We start from the raw sequence: 25617 nt of genomic DNA, 5'->3' as shown, positions 1-25617 counted from the left end.
CTCGATACCTCTGGAGGTGCTCATGCAGCTTACCAACAAGCATTTTGTGAATGGTAATCCCCTATTACCACCCTTTCCCGATGGCCTGGAACAGGCGATGTTTGGTATGGGATGTTTCTGGGGGGCGGAGCGCCGTTTTTGGGAGACGCCAGGGGTTTATACAACGGCTGTAGGCTATGCTGCTGGAGATCGGGTTGACCCCACCTATGAGCAGGTCTGTAGCGGCGCTACGGGCCACGCTGAGGTGGTGATGCTCCTGTTCAATCCCCATGTGATTTCCTATCGTGACCTGCTTACCCTCTTTTGGGAGAGTCACAACCCTACTCAAGGGATGCGCCAAGGTAATGATAGGGGTACCCAGTATCGATCCGGGATCTATGTCTACACGCCGGCACAAAAGGAGCAGGCGGAGCAGACGAGAGAAGCCTATCAACAGGCGCTGTCAGCAAGGGGGTACGGGACGATTACCACAGAGATAATCGATGCGCCCCCCTTTTATTATGCGGAAGAGTATCACCAACAATATTTGGCAAAGAATCCTGGTGGTTATTGCGGCCTAGGCGGAACCGGGGTGGATTGTCCTGCCGGTCTCGCCTGATTCGATGAGGGTTGTTCTTACCGCTGAGAGTTCAATTCGCGCCGGCAAACTCTACACGATTTCGTCCGCGATTTTTAGCCAGATAGAGTGACTGATCGGCGCGACGAATCAGATCGAGTGGGTGATCATCCTTACCCAGTTTGGCAATGCCAATGGAGATGGTGATGGAGCCATAGGCCTCCCCACGATTCTTGTTGATCAAGGTTCCTGATGAGATTTCGTTGCGGATCTGTTCCGCAGCGGAGTGGGCGCCGGCCAAATCGGTATTGGGCAGGATGATGGCGAACTCTTCGCCACCAAACCGTGCGGCGGTATCCTTACCTTTTATACAGCGCTTGAGTGTTGAGGCGACGAATCTCAATACCTTATCGCCCACCAGATGGCCGTGGGTATCATTGAAGCGCTTGAAATGGTCGATATCTGCCAGCAAAAGGCAGGTGGCGTGATTATTGTCCTGTGCGATCCTTAGGGTCTGCTCAAGTGTGGTGTCAAAGGCCTTGCGATTGGCGATGCCCGTCAGGCCATCGGTCAGTGACTCCTGACGAACCTGCTCCAGCTCCTGCCTCATGGCTTCCATCTCACTCACCACATGGGCCATTTGATTCTCAAGCCGGCTTTGTGATTGCTCCATGTTGCGGGTGTCGCTGATCACCTGCCGTACTTCATCAGTAATCCGGTCAAGAGATGACTCATTATCCAGGATGCCGGCAAATCGATTCAGGGTGGTGGTATACCCGGTAATGTCGCCACCCGCCCGTTTGAACTCGTCCTGAAGTGAGGTGACAACCGTTCTTAGCTCTTTTCTCAGCTCATCCAGCGCCTCGTCATCCTGAATAAAGTGCTTGGTGTACAGCTCCCAGAGTGTTTCGTCAGAAGTGGCTTCGACCTTGGTGGATAGATGATGCGTCAGCTCGGTCTTGAGCTTTTCATTTCGCCCGGCAGTCACATCGTAACCGATGCGATAATTTAACGGTGAGGGTGGAATCTGATGCTTGGATAGGAGAGCCAGGGCTTGGCGAAGGTGCTCAGATGCCTTGGGGTAGTCATCCGGATAGGGGTTCATCTCTCTTCTAGCATCCATTTTTTCGACCTTTTATTGTTGTTCAGCTGCAAATGAATGCCTTGCTGATGGCCGGCCTTGGCAGAAAATAGATCCTTTCCGTGGGATATCACTGGTGTAATTGTGCATTTTCACACAATTACCGGTTATATGTGGTCTTTTTATCTCTTTTCAGAGTGCCAACTCAATCACATATGAGCACTCTTTTTGTGGATTATTTTATCTGTAGTTCAATGCTGCCACTGATGTGTACCTCAACACGTTGCGTGCCAGCCTCAAGGCTGGGTGCTGCTTCTGCCCTGAGGGCCATGCCTTGCATGGCATAAGAACGGGGAGCTGATCGACTGCTGTTGATATCCATATGGACCAAGCGATAACCCTGACTCGACATCTCATGAGTGATCAGCTCGGCCCGCGCCTTGAAAGATTGTATTGCCTGGGCAATCAGCCCCTCTTCCACGCGTTCTCTTTTGGCGGGTGATACGGTGTAGTGGGTGCTGGCCACGCTCAGGGACGCCTGGAGTTTGCCGATAAGTTCACTGATGGCTACCGGGTCCTGGCTTTCCAGTTGTATCGATTGGCGGACACGCCAGCCTGATAGGGTGTTGTTACGGTAGATGGGGTTGGTGGTGTAGTCGAGCGTCTGTAGCTTTACCGACGTGTAATGAGTTGCCGCTGCAATGGCCTTCTGCATATCCTGATTGACCTGAGTGGCCAGCTGTGCCGGATTATTGCCTTCCTTTTGTGAGAAGAGAGTGGCGATCAGTGTATCGTTTTCAACCTCTTCTCCGGCTGATACGGAGAGGCTGATGCGCTCATAGGTGAGTGGCAAGTTTTCGCCATTGGCGGTGAGGCTGCACATAAGCGCTAGTAGTATAAACAGTCGTCTCATCCTTTCACCTCCTGAATATGTGAAGACCAGACTATTGGGTTTTATCTGATCCATCAACCGGTATGCCATCGATGAAGAGTTGTTCTGCATCGATAGCGTCAAAGTGATAATGCTTATTGCAGAAATCGCAGTCCACTTCAATCGCACCCTGTTCTTCAATAATCGAAAAGAGCTCCTCTCTTCCCAGAGAACGCAGCGTATTACTGATCCGCTCCCTGGAGCAGCTGCAGCGGAAGGCTACCGGCATGGGGTCAAACAGCCTGATATCCTCTTCGTGAAAGAGGCGGTGCAGCAGTGTCTGGGCAGGTAGGTTGAGCATTTCGTCCTGGGTGACGGTATCTGCCAACAGGCAGACGCGTTCCCAATCTTCTTCGTGTTCTTGCTCGGTCGGTAGTTTTTGCAGCAATAAACCGGCTGCCCGTCCTTCATCTGCCACTAGCCAGAGTCTTGATGCCAGTTGCTCGGAGGTGCATAGGTAGTTTTCCAGGGCGTTGGCGAGATTATCTCCCGCCAGCTCTACGATGCCCTGAAATCGCGCTGAACCCTGGTTGGTCACCGTCAAGGTCATGTGGCCGGAGCCATAAATGGCAGATAGGTTGCCCTTCGGCAGATCGGTGGTCCAGCGGGCCAGTCCCCGGAGGGTAAGTTGGTTGGTGGATTGGACTACCAGGGTATTTAGGGGGCCATCGCTTTGGGACTGTAAAATCAGTGAACCCTCATATTTGATGGTGGCCGAGAGCAATGCAACAGCCGCCATGGCCTGTCCCAGTTGTTGACTGACTGCTGCGGGGTAGGGGTGTCTTTCCAGGACAGCCTTCCAGCTGGCGTCCAGCTGTACAAATTCGCCGCGCACATTGTGTGCTTCAAATAAAAACCGTGTGAGTTGATCCTGACTGTGCATGATGCTGAAGGTACTTAAGGTTGTGTAAATTTGATATCAGCTCAGAAGATATCAAAACGCTCGAATTGGGTACTAAACTGCCCCCTGCCCTGGGTCATGCTACGTAGCTCTGTGGTGTATCCCAGCAAGCTGGCCAGTGCAGCCTCACAGTGGATGGTGGCGCTTTCAATTGTACGCTCAGTGTCCTGAATTATAGCGTGTCGAGATTGCAAGTCGCCCAATACCGATCCTAAATTCTCTTCCGGAACTACGATTTCAGCCTTCATGATTGGCTGAAGGAGGGCTGGTGCTGCACTCTCCAGCGCCTTGCGCAGTGCGCGGGCGGTGGCCGATGTGAGCGCATCGGGTGTTGATTGGGTGCCAAATAGCTCAACCTGTTGAACGGTTACCTCCAGGTCTTGCAGAGGTGTCCCTTCCAATGGGCCACCGCCTAATGCAAATTTAATTCCTTGGTCTAGCGCGGCCTGCTGTTGAGGTGTTAGTTGACTCCCTTCAGGCAGTACAGAGGGCGTCAGGTTCAGTGTGATCCCGGCACCTCGTGGGAGGGGTGCAACAGCGACAGTGACCTGCGCCTTCAGCTGTTCTTTACGTGAAAGATCGGCGGGTGGTAGGAATAGATGGGTTGCGGTTGTGGATTGTGTGATTGTCTCGCGCAGTGCAACGGCCGGTTTGCCTGTTCGTACCTCCAGGTTGTACTCCCGCTCAAGGCGCTCAACGATAATCTGAAGATGCAGTTCACCCATACCCCGTAGCAGGCTTTGCCCGGTATCGGGATCTTCTCCAAACTGCAGCGTCGGATCTTCCTCCTGGAGCTTTTCCATGACTTCAAGGAATTTATCTTCCTGGTTGGAAGAGGCGGGTTCAATGGCGAGGCTGAGTACGGGTTCCCGAGTGTCAATGCGCTCCAGTAAGAGTGGATGATCCGGATGGCAAAGCGTGTCCCCGGTTGAGGCGTGCCGTAAGCCGGCCAGTAGTACAATATCTCCGGCGTTGGCCAGATCCAGTCGGCTCTTTTTTGCCGCATCGACATCAAAGATTCGAGCGACATGCTCAGTAATAACAGTGCCATCCGGTTTGCTAAAGCGGACATGGTCGCCCGGCTTCAGTTGACCGCGGTAGATACGCGTAAACACATGTCGCCTTCCGTCCCACATCTGGACCTTGAACGCGAGCGCTACCAGAGGCTGATTGTTGATCATTTCAACCTGAGTTGTTGATTCATCAGGTAAAAAGGCGTTGGCTGCGGGTCGTTCCAGAGGTGAAGGTAGTAGCTTAATAATGCCTTCAATTAATGGCTGAACACCCAGGTTACGCAGTGCAGAGCCTCCGAAGCAGGGGCAGACATTGCCTTTCAGTGTGGCAATTCTCAGAGCCGCCCAAGTCTCTGCTGGTGACGGCTCGTCGCCTGCAAGAACCTGATCGGCAAACGCCTCATCGTGCTCGGCTATGCCCAGCAGTAGATTTTCCCGGTATCCCGCCACTCGTTCCCAGTCCGAGTCATCACAAGGTTTTACCCTGAGCTGCTCACCATGCTCACCGCTAAACTCGATCAGGGTACGGTCAATCAGGTGGATCACGGTATGCTCATTGTGCAGTGGCAGGGTAACGGGCAGGGGTTTTGCCCCCAGCCGCTTACCGATGGTCTGCATGACATGGTCAAAGTCGGCGCCTGGACGGTCGATTTTGTTGATAAAAAAGAGTGAGGGCAAATTGAATTTTGAACGTTGCCGCCAGACGGTCTCTGTCTGTGGTTCAACACCGCGTACTCCATCCAGTACAATCACGCAGCCATCCAGGACCCGCATACTGCGCTCCACCTCAATGGTAAAGTCCACATGTCCCGGGGTATCGATAATCTGTATCAGGTGGTCGTTCCAGTGTGCCTTGGTGAGTGCCGATGTGATCGTGATACCGTGGCTCTGCTCTTCCGCCATATAGTCCATGTGGGCGTCGCCATCATGCACTTCACCGATTTTGTAGAGTGCCCCGGTGTAGAAGAGGATACGCTCAGTTAACGTGGTCTTGCCCGCGTCGATATGCGCGGCGATCCCGATATTACGTATACGATCAAGTGGGTAGCTCTGTTTCATACGGCTGTTGATGCAAAAGTGAAAGACGTGTGCAAGACTAAACGACTCAGTTGTATTGTGGAATAGGCTGGATCAAATAGTGGGTATCTGCCGGTTTATTTGTCATTCACTCCCCAGGAAGCGCTGGTATGCAGTATGATGTGTTGTACCGCAGTTTGGACGGTGAGACAGATAAGTCGCGTATGGATGCGGCGCTGGAGTAATGAATATGTTGCAACGTGGATATGCGATTTTGGTGTTGGTATTGGTTGCGCTGCTACTGCCTTTCCCAATCATGGCGGAAGGGGAGACTGCAGAGCAGGGCAAAATAGAGAATTTTGATAACTGGGGGCGTCGCTGTGACACACCGAAAGAAGGTGGGGATGATGTCTGTTTTCTTTTTCAGCAACTAAATATCAAAGAGAATAATCAGGTAATCCTTTTTATTACAGTTGGGTATCCACCCAAAGGAACCAGTCCAGTTATGGTGTTTACCACGCCGCTGGGCGTGGCTTTGGAAGCCGGGGTGCAGATGCAGATTGGAGAAAGCGGCCAAATGACTAAAGCAATTTACAAGATTTGTGTTGCAAATGGGTGCCGAGCCAGCCTGTTGTTGGATGAAGCGACCTTGGAGGCAATGGAGACGGGTGAAACGATGTTTGTTGCTTTTGGCAATGCGCAGGGCAAAGGAATAAAGTTGGCGGTATCACTGAAGGGGTTTAAGGCCGCCAACGACTCCCTCAAAAAGTGAGTTTGAGAGGGAGCCTCTTCCCGTTAGGTACAGCGCGCTATTCTGGTCTTTTATTGGAATAGCGCGGCCAGCTTTTCCCCGGGTTGGTCAGCACGCATAAACGCTTCACCCACCAGAAAGGCATTCACCTGATGATTGCGCATGAGCGCAACATCTTCAGGCGTCACTATGCCGCTCTCGGTGACCACAATGCGCTCTCCGGGGATACGATTCAACAGTTCCAGCGTGGTATTCAGTGAGACATCAAAAGTACGCAGGTTGCGATTATTGATGCCGATCAGCCGGTTGTTGAGCTGCAATGCCCTTTTCAGCTCTTCGCCATCATGGACCTCCACCAGTACATCCATATCAAGTTGATGGGCCAGCGTATTCAGCTCAATCATGGCATCATCTGTTAGGCAGCTGACGATCAGCAGAATGCAATCGGCCCCGATGAGTCTGGCTTCATAGACCTGATAGGGATCGATGATGAAATCTTTACGAATAACCGGCAAGGCACAAGCTTCCCTGGCTTGTTTGAGGTATTCGTCACTGCCCTGAAAGAAATCGATGTCAGTGAGCACGGAGAGGCAGGCTGCACCACCTTTTTCGTAGCTTGCGGCAATCTCTGCGGGTTTGAAGTCTGCGCGAATGATACCCTTGCTTGGAGAGGCCTTCTTTATTTCGGCAATCACCCCCGCCTTTCCCTGAGCGAGTTTATCGGCGATAGCCTGGGCAAATCCACGAGTGGGGTTTTCATTGTCTTTTAGCCGATCAATTAGCGCCGCTTGAGGTAAGCGCTTTTTGCATGCTTCAATCTCTTCCAGCTTGCGGCGGATGATTTTTTTCAGGATGTCGGGTGTATTGCTCATGGGACAGCTTCTCGATCAAGCAGAGTACAGGCCACATAGTTTACACTTTCTTTGAAGTGATTTAACCATCTACCATGAAACACAAAATAGCGAGTGACATAGGCCATGGGTCGTTACCGTCCACCCCAACCCAAACAATCCCCCTATATTACCCGGGAGGGATACCAGCGATTGGAGTCAGAGTCCAAATTACTCTGGATACGTCGTCGTGAGGTAACCAAGGCGTTATCAGCAGCAGCGGCTGAAGGTGATCGCTCAGAAAATGCCGAATATATTTATCGAAAGAAAGAGCTGCGCGAGCTGGACCGGCGAATTCGTTATCTTCAGAAACGCTTGCCGGATCTGAAGATAGTGGAATCTGCACCGACCAATCCCCGGCAGATATTCTTTGGAGCCTCAGTTGAGCTTGAGAATGATGCCGGTGAAGTTGTCTGCTACAGGATCGTTGGGCCGGATGAATTTGATCCGACTCGAGGTTGGATCAGCATGGACGCACCGATGGCCAAAGCCTTGTTGAAGCGGTCGCTGGATGATGAAATAGTGGTGCAGACCCCTGCAGGGACGCGGTGTTATTGGGTGGTGTCCGTTTCCTATGATTGTGAATGAAGCACCCGGCAGCCTGTTGGGTGCTTCGAAATAACGCTATTTTTGGGTCTTTCGCCACTCGGTGACCGTTTTTCCACCCATGCCCCAGTTATCGGTTGGCACCTCCTCAATCACCACCACGGTAGTCGCAGGATTTTTATTGAGTGTCTCCTGTAGCAGTTTAGTTACCCCTTCTATTAGTGTGGCCTTTTGTTCTGCGGTGGCCCCTTCATTGGTAATCTTGATATTAACGTAAGGCATGATGTGATCCTCTGGGCTTTAAGTCATACTGCTTGCCAGATGGTATCAATTGAGACTATTCTTTGCAGCCCTCATTTCAAGGAATAGTATCCAGGGTTCGTGTGATTAGTGCGGGTGACTGACTAATTACGGAATGATCGATACAAAGCAGGCGCTCCATGATCAATAACGAATGGCTCGACCGCGATGACTACCGCTATTTTTATACCATCCCAACGCGATGGAACGATAACGATCAATTTGGTCATCTGAATAACGTCATCTACTACCGTCTGTACGAGGCGCTGATTGTCCAGTATCTGACTGAAGCGGGTCTGGACTGGATGAAAGACGCGATTATTCCCTACGCCGCCGAGAGTCTCTGCCGTTTTCGCAAGGCTGTCAGTTTTCCCGATGTGCTGGATCTTGGATTGCGTGTGATCAAGGTTGGCCGTACCAGTGTGGTCTATGCCGTTGCCATGTTTCGTAAGGGTGAACAGGAAGCGGCGGCGACCGGTCATTGGGTGCATGTGTATGTGGATCGAGAGACCCAGCAGCCCATGCCGGTACCCGGTTTTATTCGCGAGGTGATGCTACGGGATAGTTGAGGTAGGCTTTCCTAAAGCCAAGTGTCGATTTGAAGCCCTATATTACACCGGTGGTTTTACGATGCGTGATTGATTTATGCTGTGATTGGCGCTGCCATAACTAGGCAAAAAGCTGAGCGGCGGTATTGAGGTTCTGTTCAGCTTCTTTGATCCACTGCTGAATGGCGGCACGATCGGGACTATCCGAATGAGTCTCGCTGAAACGACGCTGCATCTCTAACAACATATGCCGCAATTGGAAAAGCGTCTCCTTAAGCAGTCCTTCTAGCTCACTCAGTGACTCCTGATCCTCGCCAATCATCGCCATAGATGCTGTGACTTGGTGTATATCAAATCCCGCGCGCGACATGGCTTGATTAAACTTGATCAGTTCAGAATCGAGCAAACAGGGTTCGCTGGTTTTTTGCTCGGGCGTTCTATCTTGGACAATCTTTTCTGCAGCCAAGATTAATTTAGAAACCAGTTCGAACAATGAGGTGACCTTATTTGCGTGTATTTCGGCGGCTTGTGATTTACCGCTGTTCTCGTACAGGGTAAGGGCCTGTAGAAAGACAGAGACGGGTTGCGGGTCAAGTGCATCCAGGTTGGTCTTGATTATGGTGCTGAGTTGTCGGAGTGAGTATTTACGCAAGGCACCAATGGCGAGTTCAGTAAAGGCCAGCAAGCGCCCAGCGCGGCTGATTCGGATCGCCTTTAGCCCCTGTGGGTAACCACTGCCATCGAGTCGCTCGTGATGTTCCTGGACGGCCCTGACGACATGGGGCGTATAAGCCGGAAATTGTTTGAGTATCGTAGCACCTACCAAGGGATGGCTGCGTACCTGCTGCCAGTGATCCAGATCGAGATTTTGATCAAGTGGTAGGTCACCAACCCCAAGATGAAGTTCGCCAATATCATGCAGTAGACCCGCCGTTGCCAGGATCTCTAACTCCTTTTCAGGTAGTCCTAACTCTTCGCCAAGAATGGTAATCGCCAGAGTGACACGCAGACTGTGTTCGAGGAGTTCGGGGCGAAGTTTTTGGGCGACGGTCAGTTTGTTTTGAATGGGCAGTTCAAGATGTATACGTTTACAGCTTTGCTCAACAAAACCTTTGCTTCGCATCATGCGTACCATGCTGCCCATTTCACTGGTCCGCTCCATCAGGGACCGCCCTAGCGTGATGAGGGTATTGTGATCAACGGCATCTTCAATTTGAGTGGTGAAATCGATCGGCTTGAGAAGCTTATGGTGTAGCAATCGCTCAATAACCTTGCGATTGATGCTGGCGCCCTTTGGCAGCAACTTGGCACCGTCGACAGTTACAATGTTTTCTGTACAGGTAACCGATTGCAGTTCACCCAATTCGGCCATTTGTTGAAGGTAGGTTGATTCAGCGTTGATCATGTCATGAATCTCATTTCGTAAGTAATGGTATTGCGTAGTAGATAGCCAACTTACAAATTGTCTAGGCGCGTTCTGAAATCCATTCAATGAAATCCTGTTGAGGCATGGGCTTGGCAATATGATAGCCTTGGATGGTGTCACACCCAAGTTCGGTTAAGATTTTCTGGACACTGGCTGATTCGACACCTTCTGCCACGGTATCCAAATTCATTTTCTTGGCCATCTGAATAATGGTGCTGACCACATGTTGATCCAGTTCATCGTTAAGGATGTTTAGAATGAATGAGCGGTCAATCTTCAACTCATCGGCTGGTAGTTGCTTGAAATAGGCGAGAGAGGAGTAGCCGGTTCCAAAGTCATCTATGGAAACCTTAATGCCATGCTCTCTAATCTTGCGGAGAATGTTGGCGCTGAAAGCAATGTCTCTCATTAACGCGCCTTCTGTTATCTCAAGTGTTAATAATTCAGGTGGTATGTTCCACAGACCCGTAGCATTAGATACAGACTTAATAAAACTCTTATCCATTAGGTCCAGCGCAGAAATATTGATAGCTATTGACATGTTTTTGGCGTTATTGCCCCATTGGCGGCTCTCTCTCAGAGCTGTGTTTAATACCCACCAGGTCAGTTTCGAAATAACCCCTATTTTTTCTGCGACCGGAATGAAGCGGTCAGGAGGAATTATTCCATGTGTGGGGTGGTGCCAGCGGATGAGTCCCTCTGCGCCAATTATCTGCTTGGTTTTTGTACAAAACTTGGGTTGGTAGTGGAGGGAGAATTCATCATTTGTTATGGCACGCTCCAGGTCGCTCTCAATGTCCCAGTGAGTTATTACATCAGCAGCGTCATTAAAGCTAAAAAGTCTGTAGGGTTCTTGATTTTGTCTGGCAGTAATAGCCGCAAGATCAGCATGCTGCCATAATTTTTCAGGGTTAATCGAATGTTCTGGTGAGAGAGCGAGGCCAACAGAAAAAGGTAGGTTTCGTTCTTTGTTATCTATGATGATTGGTTTGCCCAGTATCCCAGATATTTTATTAGCAGCTAGTACCGCATGACCCCGATTCAGGATACCAGAAAGTAGTATGGCGAATTCAAACCGACCCAGTCGCAAGACAGTGTCTGCAGGCCGTAGGCCTTTGCCCAATCTGCTGAGCAGTGAAAGGGTTTCTCGTTCAGCGTTGAGTGCGCCAATAAGTGATGCAGCATGTTGCATGCCATCCAGTGTGACCAGCATCAGGGCGCAATTAGTATCTGACTGGGATATAAAGTTGGTCAGGTGTTCTAAAAAATCGTGGGGGCTTAGGGTTTGGTTGTTCACTTGATACATGTGATCAGAAGTAATAGTGGCTGCTATCGAGGTTATATGCCCCGGGGGGTAGGCCTTTGGATATTGTTAAGCTGGGTGCGTCATCGTTATCTAGTCCTTCCCGCAAGTCGACCTCATAAAATTCTTCCAGCAGTTTTTTATCATTGCCTAACAAAACCATAACCTTGGGTCGAAGACGATAGTGCTCATTCTGACCGATAACCACCGCCACGGAAGCATTGCTTAGCTCCACCAGACTGCCGACAGGGTAGATGCCAACCACTTGAATGAATTGTTCGACTAATTCAGTTTGAAAGTCTACACCTCGCCACTGATAGAGTGCTTCAATTGCTTCATAGGCCGGCAAGGGGGGGCAGTAGGGGCGATGTGAGGTAATCGCGTCGTAGGCATCAACAATACCGGCTATCCGACCAAACAGGGGAATTTGGTCTCTGCTTAACCCTAAGGGGTAGCCACTGCCGTTATGCCGTTCATGATGTGTCCGAATCATGTCGAATACTTCTTGCCTGATTCCTCGGGTTTGTTTTACTAACTCAATTCCGAACAATACATGCTGTTTTACCGTTTCAAACTGTTCGACAGTAAGGCGCTTTGTGCTTCTTAGCAGGGATTTAGGTAGTTTTGTTTTGCCAATGTCAAATAGAAAGCAGCCTGTGGCCAGAGAATTAAGTTGCGCTTCTGGAAGCCCGAGATGTCGGCCAAAAGCAACGGCCCAGACAGCGCAGCTTACAGCATGATGATAGGAATAGTTATCCAGGCTCTTCAGATGGGTAAGCCAGATAAAGGCATCCGGGTTTTGGATGATGCTCTTGACCATCGGGGCAATTGATTTTTTTAGGACAGGAATGTTCAGTTGTTTGTCGTTTTCGGCGTCCTGTAATAGCGTTTTATAAGTGCTGCCCACCTGATCATAGTATGTACTTGCGTCTGCTAATTCGCTCTCACGTGAGGTGGTTTTTTCATAGGGAATTCGATCGCGCTGCGTGAGTTGATAAATCTGAGCGGCATCTGATGGCAATGTGGCTTTTTCATTGTCCACGATAATCCGTTTCGGGATCGAGTTGGCGCGACTTTTAACTACATCGACATATACAAACTCACAAAACTGTTGAAGGCGCTCGCGATCTTTGCCAGAGCGAATCATGAAGCCCTGAATAGGATAGGGCGTCTCCAGCCATGGGCGATCCAGGCTTGATACGTACATGCCAGGCTGAAGATCTTTGACGTGCACTGTAAGTGTGGTTATTCCCATCTACTGATTCCAGCTAGCAGCATGAATATTTGATAATTGACGGTAACTCCTTTGTATGTCGGCAGTGTGGTCATAACCTTTATTACGGTGTCATATCCAAAGATCGGTACTCAAATAACGCTCACCCGTATCCGGTAACATTGCCAGCAGTATCTTGCCTCGGTAGGCCTCGTCTTTTGCGGCCTTGATCATGCCGGCTACCGCTGCGCCAGAGGAGATCCCGGCAAAGATGCCCTCCTTCTGGGCCAGAAAGCGTGTCGTCTCGTAGGCCTCTTCGGTGGTGATCTGCAGAATTTGATTGTAGATGTGGGTGTCCAGTGTCTCTGGAATGAAGCCGGGTGCAGTGCCCATGATCTTGTGCTTGCAGGCGATCCCATGGGAGAGGATGGGCGAGTCGGCCGGTTCGGTGGCAATGATCTGTATCACCGGGTTGTGTTGGCGCATGTATTTGCCAATTCCCGAGATCGTACCGCCGGTGCCGGTGGTGCAGACAATGGCATCCAATTGGTCACCAAAGTCAGCCCAGATCTCATCAGCTGTGCTTTTGTGCGCTCCGGGGTTGTCCGGATTGAAGTGCTGTCCCACAAAAAACCAGCCATTTTCGGCGGCAAGCTTTTTTGCCTCTTCAATGGCGCCCTTGGTCCCTTTCTCCGCAGGTGTAAGAACTAACTTTCCGCCAAATGCACGCAGGATAGTTTTACGTTCTTCGCTCATATCTTCCGCCATGACAAATACAGAAGGGTAGCCCTTTTCTGCCGCGATCATGGCTAAACCAATACCCGTATTGCCGGAGGTCGGTTCAATAATGGTGTCACCCGGTTTCAGGCTGCCACGCTGCTCTGCGCATTCAATCATGTTCAGTGCTGGACGGTCCTTTACAGAGCCGGCGGGGTTAAAAGACTCGAGTTTGACCCAGAGTTCGGCAGCGAGTATATCGCTTACTTTGTTAAGGCGGACGACAGGGGTGTTACCGATGGTCTGGAGAATATTATCGTATTTCATGGAGATGGCCGGCTGAGAAACAGCCGCGATAATAGCCTATTTAGGCCTCAGAGATCGACGGGAAGGTAAAAAAAGACAAAACGACCCTGCTGAAAATCAATCCGTAAGGTGGCGCCACGATAAAGGGCATAATCGACATAACCGGGAATGGCGCTGTTCTCATGGCACTCACTGGCGTGCTGTGGTGACTCAAAATCACGATCCCGATCGTACCAGGAGAGCAACATATGCGGGCCAATGCGGTGCTCCGCTTCCTGGTTTGCGAGGGTCATCGCATCTAGGTAGTTCTGGGGTGGATTAGCGGGATCAAGCGTTAGCAGGGTGACATTGGTGTAATCGGGTGTGGTAGGGATATTACAGTGTCCTGTTGCCATAATGACTCCTGGTTTGGTTATTCATGGCGAATGTGCATGGCCTTGGGCCATTCGATTACAGACGAATGGGATGATTCGCTGCTATATTTTAGTCAACTTGTGGAAATGAGACTTTCCGCACAAAGGATTTACCAGCAGCGGCCGCTATTACACATTGGGATATTAGGATAAGGCAGGAGATAAGCATGTCAACCAACAGTAGTGCACAACCCCATACGTTACATAGCTCACAACAGCTGGTGCAGGATTCACTGACGCTGATCTCACTGCCTGCCGCCTATATCCGACTCCAGGAGGTGATGGCCTCAGAAGATAGCAGCATGAAGGATGTGGCAGATGTCGTTTCGCTGGATCCGGCTTTGGCCGCACGCCTGCTGCGGATTGCCAACAGTGCCTACTACGGTCTGCCCTCGCAGGTGGATACCATCACCCGGGCGGCCAATATCCTTGGTACTCAGGCGATTCATGATCTGGCGTTGGCGACCAGTGTTGCCCAGGCCTTTGATGGGGTGCCGAACGAGCTGATGGATATGAGTACTTTCTGGTACCGCAGCGTCATGTGCGGCTTTCTGGCCCGTGAGTTGGCGAAGGCTTGTGGCTTGAGAAACAACGAAAGCCTGTTTGTGCGGGGCTTGTTGCTGGATATTGGTCATTTGATTATGTACGGCCGCTTTCCTGATCAGTCACGGCAGGCTTTGGCAGAATCGAGTGATGATCTGCTGGTCCTGTTTGCCAAAGAGCGGGAATTGATCGGCTGTGATTCCAATGAGGTTGGTATGGAGTTGATGAAGTTATGGAAACTGCCGCAGAGTTTCGTTGACTCATTTGCCTATCTGCAACGGCCCGAAAGTTGTGAGGATATCGGCAAAGAGGTGGCTGTTTTGCATATTGCTGCCTGGATTACTCACGGCTTGAATACCGATCTCCTGCTGGGACAGATGTTTGACAAAATTACGCCTTCCGCCTGGGATCTGACTGGATTGGATCAGCGTCAGGTTGAGAGGGTCACAGACACGGTTTCGGGCGAAATGATCGAGGCGATGTATCGAATATTTGCCGTGGATGATAGCGCTATCTAGTCGATGGGCCTTTGCTATTTTAAGGTGGGACGCCGCCTGCCCAATGGAAGGCAGGCGGCGGTTCTTTAGTCAAAACTTTGCGTTAAGATAACCAGACGATCCAAGCGGTTACGTGCTTCGCCGCTCTCAATGGCTTCTCCGGCCTTTTGGAACCCCTCTTGCAATGTGTTGGCAATGCCCGCGGTATAGATGGCCGCGCCCGCATTCAGTTGGACAATGTCTCTGGCTGGGCCAGGCTGATTATCCAGTACACCGCGAATAATAGTGAGGCTTGCCGCTGCATCAGCGGCCTTCAGTTGATTGATAGGGGTGCGTTTAAGGCCGAAGTCTTCAGGTTGGATGCTGAACCGTCTTACCTGACCTCCTTTTAGTTCGGCCACTTCCGTGCGATCGCCGATGCTGATCTCATCCAGTCCGTCACGGGAGTGAACCACCATGACATGGCGACTCCCCAGTTTTTGCAAGACGTGGGCTAATGGCTCCAATAGCTCTTCACTGAAGACACCTAAGAGCTGATTGGGTACACCCGCCGGATTGGTCAGTGGCCCCAGTACGTTGAAGATCGTACGTGCCCCCATCTCTCTACGGGGACCAATCGCGTGCTTCATGGCGCTATGATGACCCGGTGCGAACATGAAGCCGACACCGACTTCGCGTACGCACTGCTCAACTTGCGTGGGTGACAGGTCCAGGCGGATACCTGCGGCCTCAAGAGCGTCGGCGGCCCCCGATTTGCTGGAGACTGACCGGTTCCCATGCTTTGCCACATTGCAGCCGGCCGCCGCCGCTACAAACATCGAGGCGGTGGAAATATTGAACGTGCCTGATGAGTCGCCGCCAGTACCTACAATATCCACGGTATTGGGTAGGTCGCTTATAGAGACGCCACTGGCCAGTTTGCGCATCACTGAGGCGGCTGCAGCGATTTCGGTCACCGACTCCCCTTTCATCCTGAGACCGATAAGGAAACCGCCGATCTGCGCCGCAGTAGCGCCTCCGGTCATGATGGTTTGCATCACGCTGGTCATCTCCTCGCTGGAGAGATCTTTGTGGGCGAGTACCTGATTGATTGCCTGTGGCATCTCCATTCGTTGTCCCTCTATCGTTTGCTGTTTTCGCTATTTGCCTTCAAGAAAATTTTGCAGCAGATCGTGTCCGTGCTCAGACAGGATCGACTCTGGATGATATTGCACCCCTTGTACATTCAGCTCGCGATGTCGAATGCCCATGATTTCATCCATGTGTCCTTCACTATCCTGGGTCCAGGCGGTGATCTCCAGGCAATCCGGCAGGGTCTCTTTGTCAATCACCAGGGAATGGTAACGTGTAGCGGTATAAGGATCATTCAGGCCACTGAAGATGCCGGTGTTGGCGTGGTAGATGGGCGATGTCTTGCCGTGCATGACCTCACGGGCATGAATGATTTTTCCGCCAAAGGCCTGGCCGATGGACTGGTGGCCCAGGCAGACGCCAAGAATGGGAACCTGTCCGGCAAAGCGCTTGATCGTTGCCACCGATATTCCGGCCTCGTTGGGTGTACAGGGTCCGGGCGAGATGACGATGTGATCCGGTTTAAGCGCCGCGATTTCATCCAGTGTGATGCCGTCGTTTCGGTAGACCTTGACCTCAGCCCCCAGCTCACCAAAATACTGAACCAGGTTGTAGGTGAAGGAGTCGTAGTTGTCGATCATCAGTAACATGACTAGGCCTCTCCACAGCTGTTGCTTTCAAGGCCGGCTTCGGCCAGTGCTACAGCACGAAATACGGCGCGCCCCTTGTTCATGGTCTCTTCCCATTCAAGCTGCGGTTGTGAATCGGCGACAACGCCGGCACCCGCCTGGATGTGCAGTTGCTGATCTTTGATAACGGCTGTGCGTATGGCAATGGCGGTATCCATGTTGCCATTCCAGGAGAGATAGCCCACAGCGCCGGAGTAGATGCCCCGCTTGACCGGCTCCAATTCGTCGATGATCTCCATGGCGCGAATCTTCGGCGCGCCGCTGACCGTGCCGGCCGGGAAAGTGGCGCGTAGTACATCAATTGCGTCCATGCCCTCTTTCAGTTCACCCGTGACATTGGAGACGATATGCATGACGTGGGAGTAGCGCTCCACGATCATCTTGTCGGTGAGTTTTACTGTGCCGGTTTTGGCGACACGACCGGCATCATTACGTCCCAGATCAATTAGCATCAGGTGTTCGGCGAGCTCTTTAGGGTCTGCCAGTAACTCTTTTTCAAGGGCCAGATCTTCTGCATCTGTATGGCCACGGCGGCGAGTACCTGCAATAGGTCTGACCGTCACTTCGCCGTCTTCCAGTCGGGTCAGGATCTCTGGTGAAGAGCCCACGATATGGAAGTCACCCAGATTATAGAAATACATATAGGGACTTGGATTGAGCCCGCGCAGTGCCCGATACAGGTCAAGGGGTTGTGCGTGATAGGGGATGGAAAGGCGCTGTGAAATAACCGTCTGCATGCAGTCGCCATCCAGAATGTACTCCTTGATGCGCTCTACGGCTTGCTTGAACCCCTCTTCGGTGAATCCTGATATGAAATCGGCTTCACTGATATGGCGTTTTTTTCTTGCCGGTTGATCGGGGAGGCACTCTCGCATGCGCCCCACGACTGTCTGCAGCCGTTTTCTACCTGACTCGAATGTGCCTCCCTGACTTGGGTCGACATGGACGATGACGTAGAGTCGTCCGCGCAGGTTATCAAATACCACCACTTCATCTGAGACGAGCAGCAGAATATCGGGTGTGCCGATAGGATCCGGGTTGGGACATGTGGCCAGTTTTGGCTCGATGTAGCGAATAGTGTCGTAGCCGAAATAACCTGCAAGCCCACCAGTAAAGCGCGGCAGATCAGGATGGCTGGCTACCCGGTAACGCCGCTGAAAGGATTCGATAAAGGCAAGTGGGTCTTCCACCTCATGGGTTTCCGTTACCTGGCCATCGGTTTCAATGGTGACGGTGTGCCCGTGGACCCGCAACAGGGTACGACACGGAAGGCCAATGATTGAGTAACGGCCCCATTTCTCACCACCTTGTACAGACTCCAATAAATAGGAGTTAGGTTCGTTGGCGAGTTTCAGATAGACGCTTAGCGGGGTATCAAGATCCGCCAGCACTTCACACATAAGGGGGATGCGGTTGTGGCCTTCGGCGGCCAAAAGGTCAAACTGTTCCGGAGTCATGCTCCTCTCCACAAAAGTAAAGCAAACGATAGGGTTTCAGGGCGCGAGTATCACCAACGCCATCGGGTGCCTGTATTTTGCGTATTGTGCTGGAACATGAGGAAACGCTTATTGCTGTTTGATTTGTAGGCTAAAGATAATCGATTCTGGCGGAAGTATCCAGTTTCGCTTGGCAGACCGTCAGCGTGGATGGGTTGATTGACTCATTCTTCTGTAAAATTAAAGTGCCTCTTATGTCGGTCGCTAGCAGTTATTAAGGGCGAAATTGGCTATTGATCAACGCAATTCTTTGATCCCAACACAACACTGACGCAGCAGTACATAACCGGTAAAGCGAAAATGAGAGGAGGTTGGTATGTATGGGCTTGTCAATCGTGCCATTGAGGACTTGGTAACCCAGGCCTATGGCAGTGATGTCTGGGAACGTATTAAGCACGAGGCCGACGTTGATATCGATGTGTTTGTACGGATGGAAGCCTATCCGGACGATATCTCGTACCGATTGGTAGCGGCCGCCAGTAAGGTATTAGAGCAATCACCCGATCGGATTCTGGGGGATTTTGGTCGCTTTTGGCCCCAGTACACGGGGCGGGAAGGCTATGGCGAAATCCTTGATGCAGCCGGATCATCGCTGTGGGAGTTTCTGTTTAACCTCGACGAGCTTCATTCCCGGGTCGGCTTGATCTACCCCAACCTTCAGCCACCCTCTTTCAGTTGTACTGATGTGACGGAACAGAGCCTGGAATTGCACTACTACAGTGAGCGGGCTGGGTTAGCACCCATGGTGGTGGGATTACTGGAAGGACTCAGTTTGATGTTTGATACACCCGTCTCAATAGAGCGAACACAGTGCAAGGAAGAGGGCGCTGATCACGACGCATTCCGCATTACCAAGACCATACGTGACTAGCATGTCCGCAATTGATTTCGGGCTTTCAGCGGACCTCTTTGCCGAGGCCTTCCCGTTTCATCTGGTGTTGAATCGGAAACTGGAAGTCGTGCAGGCGGGAAGAAGCCTGTGCCGGCATTGCCCTGGATTGGAAATTGGTAAATCTTTCAGTCGTGCCTTTCGTATTCAACGGCCGGAAGTGGCCTTGGATTTTTTGGAAATCTGCAGCAGTACACACAAGCTATTTCTTATAGGTTCACTTGATGTCCAGGATCTTTTTTTAAAAGGTCAGATGATGCTGGATGAGTCGAGTGATTGTCTCTATTTCATCGGTTCTCCATGGTTGCATGCCAATACCGAGTTAAAACAGTTCGGCCTCAAACTTAATGATTTTGCACTGCATGATCCGGCGGCCGATTTTCTGTTGCTGTTTAAATCAAACAAAGCGGCACTGGATGATACCACTCAACTTGCCACGAAATTGAGAGAGGAGAAAGAGTGGGCTCAGGTGACTTTGGGGTCTATTGGTGATGGGGTGATCGCTACCTCAATAGAGGGACGTGTCACCTACATGAACCAAGTGGCGGAGCAGATGGTCGGTTTATCGCAGTATAAAGCCAAGGGCCAATTGTTAGAGCAAGTGCTGAAATTGGTCGATGAGATATCGCAGCACTCACATGCCGATTTTTTGCGCCAGGCACTCAAGGATAAACGGTCTGTGGCTATGCCAAGCCCCGCCATGCTGTTACAGACTAACGGGGCCCCTTGTGTGATTGAGGGGATGTTGACACCGATTCAAGGTGGCCAGGCTGGCACGATCGGTATGGTAATTGTATTTCATGATATCTCTGATCGTCAGCATTTAATACGACAGCTTGAATTCCAATCCACTCATGATCATCTCACCCATCTTCCCAATCGCCTGTTGCTGTGTGATCGCATTGTCCAGGCGATTGCCCAGGCGCGGCGTCATATTGAGCAAGTGGCTTTACTGTTTCTGGATCTGGATCGTTTCAAGACCATTAATGATTCACTGGGGCATCAGGTAGGTGATCAGTTATTGAAACTGGTGGCTGAGCGACTCAGTTCAGTAATACGTGAAACGGATACAGTCTGCCGCTTGGGAGGTGATGAATTCGTTCTGTTGGTTGCAGAGATTGAACAGCATGAATTCATATCACAGGTAGCAGAAAAGGTGCTAAATGTACTCAGGGCGCCCTTCCATGTAAGTGGCTATGTATTGTCAATTTCAGCGAGTATCGGGATCAGTCTATACCCGGATGATGCCGCTGATGTGGATGTGTTATTGAAGCATGCTGACCTGGCTATGTATCAGGCCAAGAGTAGGGGTCGTAATAACTTTCAGTTCTTCGATGCCACTATGGACCTTAGGGCAGCGCGCCGCCTCTCACTCGAGAGCAGCCTAAGAGCGGCGCTCGAACGTGAGGAACTGCAGCTCTATTACCAGCCTAAGCTGGATCTGATTTCACATCGAGTTGTGGGGTTTGAAGCCTTGATTCGTTGGCACAGCCACGAACATGGGGCCGTACCTCCCGACCGCTTCATACCTATTGCAGAGGAGACCGGTCTGATTATGCCCATCGGTGAATGGGTCATCGACGAGACGTGTCGGCAGATCGCCCAATGGCGTGCTGAGGGTTACGATGATATGCCGGTGGCGATCAATATTTCTTTGATTCAGCTGACTAGGACTGATCTCGAAAATACATTGGTTGGGCATCTGCATAAGCATGGCATTCCATCGAGGCTTATTGAACTGGAGTTTACGGAGAGTGTACTACTGCAAGACTTTGAGACCGCTATGGATGCATTGCAGTCCCTCAGGCGGCTTGGTTTTACTCTGACCATTGATGATTTTGGCGTAGGATACTCCAGTCTTAATTATCTCAATCGATTTCCCATTAATGTGTTGAAGATCGACCGCAGTTTTGTCACCAGCGCCTGTGAAGATCAGGATGCCGCTATCATTGTTCAGGCGGTGGTGAATCTAAGCCACGATCTGAAACTGTCCGTCATTGCAGAGGGGTGTGAAACCGTCGAGCAGTTGGATTATTTGAAACGAATTGCCTGTGATCAGGTACAAGGTTACCTGATCAGCAGGCCTATGCCGGCAGCGGATGTGCGACAATTTCTTGATTCAGACTATCTATACCAATAGGGCGTCTAGTTGTGCAATGGACTGGATCACGGCATCTGGTTTGGAGAGATTGATATCCTCACCGTGATTATAACCATAAGGTACACAGATGATGCCAAAGCCCGCCGCCCTGGCGGCCTTTACGTCATTGGATGAGTCGCCAATCATGAGTGACTCATCAGGGCTTAGCTGAAAATGCTGTGCAGTATGGGTCAGTGGCATCGGGTCGGGCTTTTTCTTAGGTAGGGTATCGCCACTGGTAATCAGACTGAAGTAGTCGTAAATACCCAGTGCCTTAAGTAGTGGCCGGGTAAACTGATCGGCCTTATTGGTCACGCAGGCCAGATTAAATCCGCGCTGTCGTAACTGATCCAGTCCACTCTTTACGCCAGGATAGAGTTGTGAGCGTTTGCCATTGTGTTCCGTGTAGAGATCCATAAACAGGGGGAGTGCCCGCTGGTATTCCTGGTTGTCCGGTTCGCCTTCCAATTGGCCAATCAGGGCACGTTTAACAAGGCGCTCTACACCATTGCCAACCCACTCTCTTACCCGGGCTTCCCCCCAGGCCGGCCGACCCAGTTGTACCATCATGCCATCAATGCAATAAGCGAGATCAGGGACACTATCAACCAGGGTGCCGTCAAGATCGAACAGGATCAGGCTGGGCTTTTTTATCGCTAGTGCATTCACGCCTTTGCCAGCTCCTCACGCATCTGTCCAATGATGGTGTCGTAGATATGAGGGTCAGAGCTGTTCGCGCCACCAAAGATGCCGGAGCCTGCGACAAAGGTGTCGGCGCCTGCTTCTGCAATTTCACGAATATTATCAACCTTCACCCCACCATCGATCTCCAATCGGATATCAAGTCCGGAATCATCAATCAGTTTGCGACAGGCACGCAGTTTCTCCAGGGCGGCGGGGATGAAACTCTGTCCACCAAAACCAGGGTTCACTGACATGATCAGGATCATGTCAATCTTATCCAGTACATAATCCAGATGGCTGAGTGGTGTGGCTGGATTAAACACCAGGCCAGACTTACAGCCATGATCACGGATTAACTGGAGTGAACGATCCACGTGTTCACTGCCCTCTGGGTGGAAAGTGATATAGGTGGCGCCGGCCTTGGCAAAATCCGGAATTATGCGATCGACTGGTTTGACCATCATATGGACGTCAATGTCGGCTGTGACGCCATGTTTACGCAGGGCCTCGCAGACCAGTGGTCCAATAGTCAGGTTGGGCACATAGTGATTATCCATGACATCAAAATGCACAATGTCAGCGCCGGCTGCGAGGACATTATCGACCTCTTCTCCCAGGCGGGCGAAATCAGCAGATAGGATGGACGGTGCTATTTTGTAATCGGTCATGGAGCTTCTCCCGCTTGGACTCGAAGGTCTTTAAAGTTTGAATGGTGGCACTCTACCTCAACAATCCGTGTTTTTCATTAATAAATTTTGTAAGATATTGATTGAGAAACGTTATTTATAGTAGCCATAAAATAATCTTAAGAACCCAGTGTGCTAGTTAAAGGCTAGAATGGTGTAGATCAAGTTACTTCAGGATCAAGGTACCCAATATGCGTAAATTTTATCTCGTGGCTATGGCGTTGCTTGCAGTTACACCTCTTTGGGCATCTGATTTAATGCGTGAAGCCAGAATGGCGAACGAAATTAAGGATGCGTTGCTGGTGGGTGATTCCATCAATCTAAAAGACGGCGACATAGATTTTCTGGCTATTTATGCCCAGGAGACGACCCGTACTTCCCAGGGGGGCGCTATCATTTTGCATGGAAGGGGGGCTCATCCTGACTGGATTGAAGTGATAAACCCACTGCGATCCCAGCTGCCTGATTCGGGTTGGAAGACCCTTTCGATTCAGATGCCAATTGCCGCATCGGATGCCTCAGACAGTCAATATCAAGCGCTGATTCCGGAGGCCGCTCCGAGGATAGCCGCAGCGGTGGAGTTTCTTAAGCAGCAAGGGGTGACCAATATGGTGTTGATCGGACACAGTTTGGGGGCTGTGATGGGAACGGCCTATCTTGCACAGGGTGCCCCCAAGGAGCTGAAGGCCTTTGTGGTGGTGGGTCTGCCGGTGAGTAACCGAGATCCAAACCAAGGTACGTTGGCCGATTTGGCAAAATTAAAAATACCGCTGTTTGATCTTTATGGTAGTCGTGATATCGATCCGGTTCTGAACAGTGTGACGGCTCGATTGGCCGCTGCCAAGCAAGCGGAAAATGAAGACTATAGGCAGGTGCAGGTTGAGGGAGCTGACCACTTTTTTTCGGGGTTGGATGACACCTTGGTGGCCCATGTTAAATCCTGGATCGGGCGTGTGGCGCCGGGAGAGCAGATCAGGCAGTGAGGTGTGTTATTGACGTTAACGTAAACGTGAACTATGGTTGATCCAGACCCCTCTGGAGCAGACAGTGATGAAAAAGGCCCGCCATAGCGATTCCCTTCTCTTTGAACCACGCAATCCTGATTATGCCAATCAGGTCAGAGAGGCCTTTGAAGGGCAGCCGATGCTTCGCTCCCTCGGCGTGGAGTTATTTCTTATCGAACCTGGATATTGTGAGTTACATCTTCCCTATCGCCAAGCTATCAGCCAGAACCATGGCTATTTTCACGGCGGTGCGATTTCTACACTGGCAGATGTGTCGGGTGGCTTTGCTGGCTGGAGTCTACTGCCTGAGGGTATGTGGATCGTCACGGTTGAGTATAAAACCAATATTATTGCCCCTGGTCGGGGCGAAAAGCTGATAGGCCGGGGGCGGGTGGTCAGATCAGGGCGATCCCTCACCACTACCGAAATTGAGGTGCTGGCTGTTGACCGGGGTCAAGAGCGACTCTGTGCGACGGCTCTGCAGACACTGATGGCTGTCGAGGCTAACCCTACTTAGGGCAGCAGAGTGACCACTTACTCAAAATTTTATGGAATCAGACGGATATCCTGTGGTGGGGGATTGATGTAAGTCTAAAAAATGCGCGGCTAAAATAAGTCGTTATATTCATCGCGAAAATATTTTTTCTTCCAGGCAAGAAAAATTCACAGAATTTACACCTTATATATGCACTGCTAAATTATGTTGCAAAGCAACACATCTAGCGGTTGTTAAAAAGTGTTAATAGGCTTGCAGATCCTTTGAGAGAGGGCTAGAGTTTATTTGACTTGGCTATTTTGAACATCAGTACTTCATGTTTTTTGGATAAACGTCTGATCTTTATTGTGGCTAGTGGCATGTTGACTTCGATATCGAGGAGGATCGGTTCGAAGTAGGCTAATCGCTGTATGTGCCGGAATGCATCAATCCGATGTAACTAAATAATCTCTCAAAAGGGGAAAACTGTACCATGAAGAAGATTCATGTAATTGCCTCCGCAGTAGCACTGACTGCGACTCTGTCTACCAATGCCTTTGCAGGCGCAACGCTCGACGCTGTAAAAAAGAAAGGTTTTGTGCAGTGTGGGGTGAGTATTGGCCTTCCTGGCTTCTCCAATGCCGATGAAAAAGGCAACTGGTCGGGTCTCGATGTAGATGTGTGTCGCGCTGTTGCAGCTGCACTGTTCGCCGATGCAAATATGGTTAAATACACTCCGCTAACTGCCAAGGAGCGTTTTACCGCGCTGCAGTCCGGTGAGATCGATATGCTCTCCCGTAACACGACCTGGACGCTGACTCGCGACTCTTCCCTGGGTCTGAATTTTGCTGGCGTTAACTACTATGACGGCCAGGGTTTCATGGTTACCAAGAAACTGGGTGTGAAGAGTGCACTTGAGTTGGATGGTGCCTCTTTCTGTATTCAAGCAGGTACGACCACCGAGCTAAACCTGGCAGATTATTTCCGCTCTAATAACATGAAATATACGCCTGTAACATTCGATACCTCGGATGAAACAGTTAAGGCCTTTGATGCCGGCCGCTGTGATGCACTGACCTCTGATCAATCACAGCTCTATGCATTGCGTATCAAACTCGGTAACCCCGATGGTGCAACGGTTCTGCCTGAAGTCATCTCCAAGGAACCACTGGGCCCAGTTACGGCACAGGGTGATGATGAGTGGTACAAGATTGTTCGCTGGTCACTCTTCGCTATGGTAAATGCAGAAGAGATGGGCATTACTTCAGGCAATGTCGATGCCAAGATGTCTAGCGATGATCCAAACGTACGTCGCCTGTTGGGACAGGAAGGTATCAAGGGCAGTGGGCTGGGACTCGCTGATGGTTGGGCTGCCAATATCATCAAACAGGTAGGCAACTACGGTGAATCTTTCGAGCGCAACGTGGGCCAGGGAAGTTCGCTGAAGATTGCCCGAGGCCAGAATGCACTCTGGAACAAGGGTGGGCTGCAGTACGCACCACCGATCCGTTAATCATCATGCACGCTTAGG

The 25617-nt window shown here is 50.9% G+C and carries 26 protein-coding genes; 10 read left to right on the top strand and 16 right to left on the bottom strand.

Features of this window, described 5'->3' with window-relative positions:
• The first annotated feature begins 22 nt into the window (after positions 1-22).
• On the top strand, positions 23-598 hold the full coding sequence (gene msrA / locus FHP88_RS04630; RefSeq protein ID WP_144357844.1) for a peptide-methionine (S)-S-oxide reductase MsrA: 576 nt from the start codon (positions 23-25) through the stop codon (positions 596-598).
• Between the two features lie 31 nt (positions 599-629).
• Here the strand turns inward: msrA and FHP88_RS04625 are convergent, their stop codons facing one another.
• The 4 genes from FHP88_RS04625 to FHP88_RS04610 all read right to left on the bottom strand — a co-directional run bounded on the left by FHP88_RS04625 (position 630) and on the right by FHP88_RS04610 (position 5541).
• Entirely contained in the window at positions 630-1679 is a 1050-nt protein-coding gene (locus FHP88_RS04625) for a GGDEF domain-containing protein (RefSeq protein ID WP_144357843.1), read from the bottom strand.
• Positions 1680-1872: 193 nt separating this feature from the next.
• Positions 1873-2550: an SIMPL domain-containing protein gene (locus tag FHP88_RS04620; RefSeq protein WP_186297607.1), complete on the bottom strand. Its 678-nt coding sequence runs from the start codon at positions 2548-2550 to the stop codon at positions 1873-1875.
• A gap of 31 nt (positions 2551-2581) precedes the next feature.
• The gene (hslO, locus tag FHP88_RS04615) at positions 2582-3451 is read right to left on the bottom strand and encodes an Hsp33 family molecular chaperone HslO (protein ID WP_144357841.1); all 870 of its coding nucleotides are present in this window, start codon (positions 3449-3451) and stop codon (positions 2582-2584) included.
• Between the two features lie 41 nt (positions 3452-3492).
• Positions 3493-5541 (bottom strand): elongation factor G, encoded by a 2049-nt coding sequence (locus tag FHP88_RS04610; protein ID WP_144357840.1) that lies wholly within the window; start codon positions 5539-5541, stop codon positions 3493-3495.
• A 208-nt stretch (positions 5542-5749) separates the two neighbouring features.
• Between FHP88_RS04610 and FHP88_RS04605 the strand changes: the two genes are divergently transcribed.
• Positions 5750-6271 (top strand): invasion associated locus B family protein, encoded by a 522-nt coding sequence (locus FHP88_RS04605; protein WP_186297606.1) that lies wholly within the window; start codon positions 5750-5752, stop codon positions 6269-6271.
• Between the two features lie 50 nt (positions 6272-6321).
• On the opposite strand, the gene trpC is transcribed toward FHP88_RS04605, so the two are convergent.
• A complete protein-coding gene (gene trpC / locus FHP88_RS04600) occupies positions 6322-7122 on the bottom strand; it encodes an indole-3-glycerol phosphate synthase TrpC (protein WP_144357838.1) in 801 nt (266 codons plus the stop codon).
• Positions 7123-7227: 105 nt separating this feature from the next.
• On the opposite strand from trpC, the gene greB reads away from it, so the two are divergent.
• On the top strand, positions 7228-7728 hold the full coding sequence (gene greB / locus FHP88_RS04595) for a transcription elongation factor GreB (protein ID WP_144357837.1): 501 nt from the start codon (positions 7228-7230) through the stop codon (positions 7726-7728).
• A gap of 36 nt (positions 7729-7764) precedes the next feature.
• On the opposite strand, the gene FHP88_RS04590 is transcribed toward greB, so the two are convergent.
• Positions 7765-7968, bottom strand: a complete 204-nt coding sequence (locus FHP88_RS04590; RefSeq protein ID WP_144357836.1) for a 2-hydroxymuconate tautomerase family protein — start codon at positions 7966-7968, stop codon at positions 7765-7767.
• Between the two features lie 158 nt (positions 7969-8126).
• Between FHP88_RS04590 and FHP88_RS04585 the strand changes: the two genes are divergently transcribed.
• Positions 8127-8555 carry an acyl-CoA thioesterase gene (locus FHP88_RS04585; RefSeq protein ID WP_144357835.1) on the top strand — a complete coding sequence of 143 codons (429 nt, stop codon included), beginning with the start codon at positions 8127-8129 and terminating at the stop codon, positions 8553-8555.
• A gap of 100 nt (positions 8556-8655) precedes the next feature.
• Here the strand turns inward: FHP88_RS04585 and FHP88_RS04580 are convergent, their stop codons facing one another.
• From FHP88_RS04580 to FHP88_RS04560, 5 genes are all read right to left on the bottom strand, one after another.
• A complete protein-coding gene (locus FHP88_RS04580; RefSeq protein WP_144357834.1) occupies positions 8656-9939 on the bottom strand; it encodes an HD-GYP domain-containing protein in 1284 nt (427 codons plus the stop codon).
• Between the two features lie 61 nt (positions 9940-10000).
• Positions 10001-11266: a putative bifunctional diguanylate cyclase/phosphodiesterase gene (locus FHP88_RS04575; protein ID WP_144357833.1), complete on the bottom strand. Its 1266-nt coding sequence runs from the start codon at positions 11264-11266 to the stop codon at positions 10001-10003.
• Between the two features lie 4 nt (positions 11267-11270).
• Entirely contained in the window at positions 11271-12518 is a 1248-nt protein-coding gene (locus FHP88_RS04570; RefSeq protein ID WP_144357832.1) for an HD-GYP domain-containing protein, read from the bottom strand.
• A 90-nt stretch (positions 12519-12608) separates the two neighbouring features.
• Positions 12609-13520 carry a cysteine synthase A gene (cysK, locus tag FHP88_RS04565; RefSeq protein ID WP_144357831.1) on the bottom strand — a complete coding sequence of 304 codons (912 nt, stop codon included), beginning with the start codon at positions 13518-13520 and terminating at the stop codon, positions 12609-12611.
• A gap of 47 nt (positions 13521-13567) precedes the next feature.
• Complete coding sequence (locus FHP88_RS04560) at positions 13568-13894, bottom strand: AF1514 family protein (protein ID WP_186297604.1); 327 nt, start codon at positions 13892-13894, stop codon at positions 13568-13570.
• A 185-nt stretch (positions 13895-14079) separates the two neighbouring features.
• On the opposite strand from FHP88_RS04560, the gene FHP88_RS04555 reads away from it, so the two are divergent.
• Positions 14080-14973 (top strand): HDOD domain-containing protein, encoded by an 894-nt coding sequence (locus tag FHP88_RS04555; RefSeq protein WP_144357830.1) that lies wholly within the window; start codon positions 14080-14082, stop codon positions 14971-14973.
• A gap of 65 nt (positions 14974-15038) precedes the next feature.
• Here FHP88_RS04555 and trpD read toward each other — a convergent pair whose 3' ends face one another.
• Genes trpD through trpE form a run of 3 tightly spaced genes read right to left on the bottom strand, consistent with a single transcriptional unit; the run spans position 15039 to position 18169 of the window.
• Complete coding sequence (gene trpD / locus FHP88_RS04550; protein ID WP_144357829.1) at positions 15039-16061, bottom strand: anthranilate phosphoribosyltransferase; 1023 nt, start codon at positions 16059-16061, stop codon at positions 15039-15041.
• Positions 16062-16091: 30 nt separating this feature from the next.
• Complete coding sequence (locus FHP88_RS04545) at positions 16092-16673, bottom strand: anthranilate synthase component II (protein ID WP_144357828.1); 582 nt, start codon at positions 16671-16673, stop codon at positions 16092-16094.
• Positions 16674-16675: 2 nt separating this feature from the next.
• Positions 16676-18169 (bottom strand): anthranilate synthase component I, encoded by a 1494-nt coding sequence (gene trpE / locus FHP88_RS04540; protein WP_144357827.1) that lies wholly within the window; start codon positions 18167-18169, stop codon positions 16676-16678.
• A gap of 355 nt (positions 18170-18524) precedes the next feature.
• Here trpE and FHP88_RS04535 point away from each other — a divergent pair, with 355 nt between their 5' ends.
• Positions 18525-19079 carry a heme NO-binding domain-containing protein gene (locus FHP88_RS04535; protein ID WP_144357826.1) on the top strand — a complete coding sequence of 185 codons (555 nt, stop codon included), beginning with the start codon at positions 18525-18527 and terminating at the stop codon, positions 19077-19079.
• 1 nt (position 19080) lies between these two features.
• The gene (locus tag FHP88_RS04530; protein ID WP_144357825.1) at positions 19081-21237 is read left to right on the top strand and encodes an EAL domain-containing protein; all 2157 of its coding nucleotides are present in this window, start codon (positions 19081-19083) and stop codon (positions 21235-21237) included.
• Here the strand turns inward: FHP88_RS04530 and FHP88_RS04525 are convergent.
• Both FHP88_RS04525 and rpe read right to left on the bottom strand, forming a co-directional pair.
• Positions 21226-21906, bottom strand: a complete 681-nt coding sequence (locus tag FHP88_RS04525; RefSeq protein WP_260843159.1) for a phosphoglycolate phosphatase — start codon at positions 21904-21906, stop codon at positions 21226-21228. The genes FHP88_RS04530 and FHP88_RS04525 overlap by 12 nt on opposite strands.
• A complete protein-coding gene (rpe, locus tag FHP88_RS04520) occupies positions 21903-22589 on the bottom strand; it encodes a ribulose-phosphate 3-epimerase (RefSeq protein ID WP_144357824.1) in 687 nt (228 codons plus the stop codon). Before rpe ends, FHP88_RS04525 begins: the two co-directional genes overlap by 4 nt.
• Positions 22590-22798: 209 nt before the next feature.
• Between rpe and FHP88_RS04515 the strand changes: the two genes are divergently transcribed.
• The 3 genes from FHP88_RS04515 (at position 22799) to FHP88_RS04505 (ending at position 25599) form a co-directional block, all read left to right on the top strand.
• Complete coding sequence (locus tag FHP88_RS04515) at positions 22799-23590, top strand: alpha/beta fold hydrolase (RefSeq protein ID WP_144357823.1); 792 nt, start codon at positions 22799-22801, stop codon at positions 23588-23590.
• Positions 23591-23657: 67 nt separating this feature from the next.
• Positions 23658-24128, top strand: a complete 471-nt coding sequence (locus FHP88_RS04510) for a PaaI family thioesterase (protein ID WP_144357822.1) — start codon at positions 23658-23660, stop codon at positions 24126-24128.
• A gap of 451 nt (positions 24129-24579) precedes the next feature.
• Complete coding sequence (locus FHP88_RS04505) at positions 24580-25599, top strand: amino acid ABC transporter substrate-binding protein (RefSeq protein WP_144357821.1); 1020 nt, start codon at positions 24580-24582, stop codon at positions 25597-25599.
• The last annotated feature ends 18 nt before the right edge of the window (positions 25600-25617 follow it).

The sequence above is a fragment of the Sedimenticola selenatireducens genome, assembly GCF_007625115.1.
GTDB lineage: Bacteria > Pseudomonadota > Gammaproteobacteria > Chromatiales > Chromatiaceae > Sedimenticola > Sedimenticola selenatireducens_A.
This window is presented reverse-complemented; position numbering and strand designations above follow the sequence as displayed.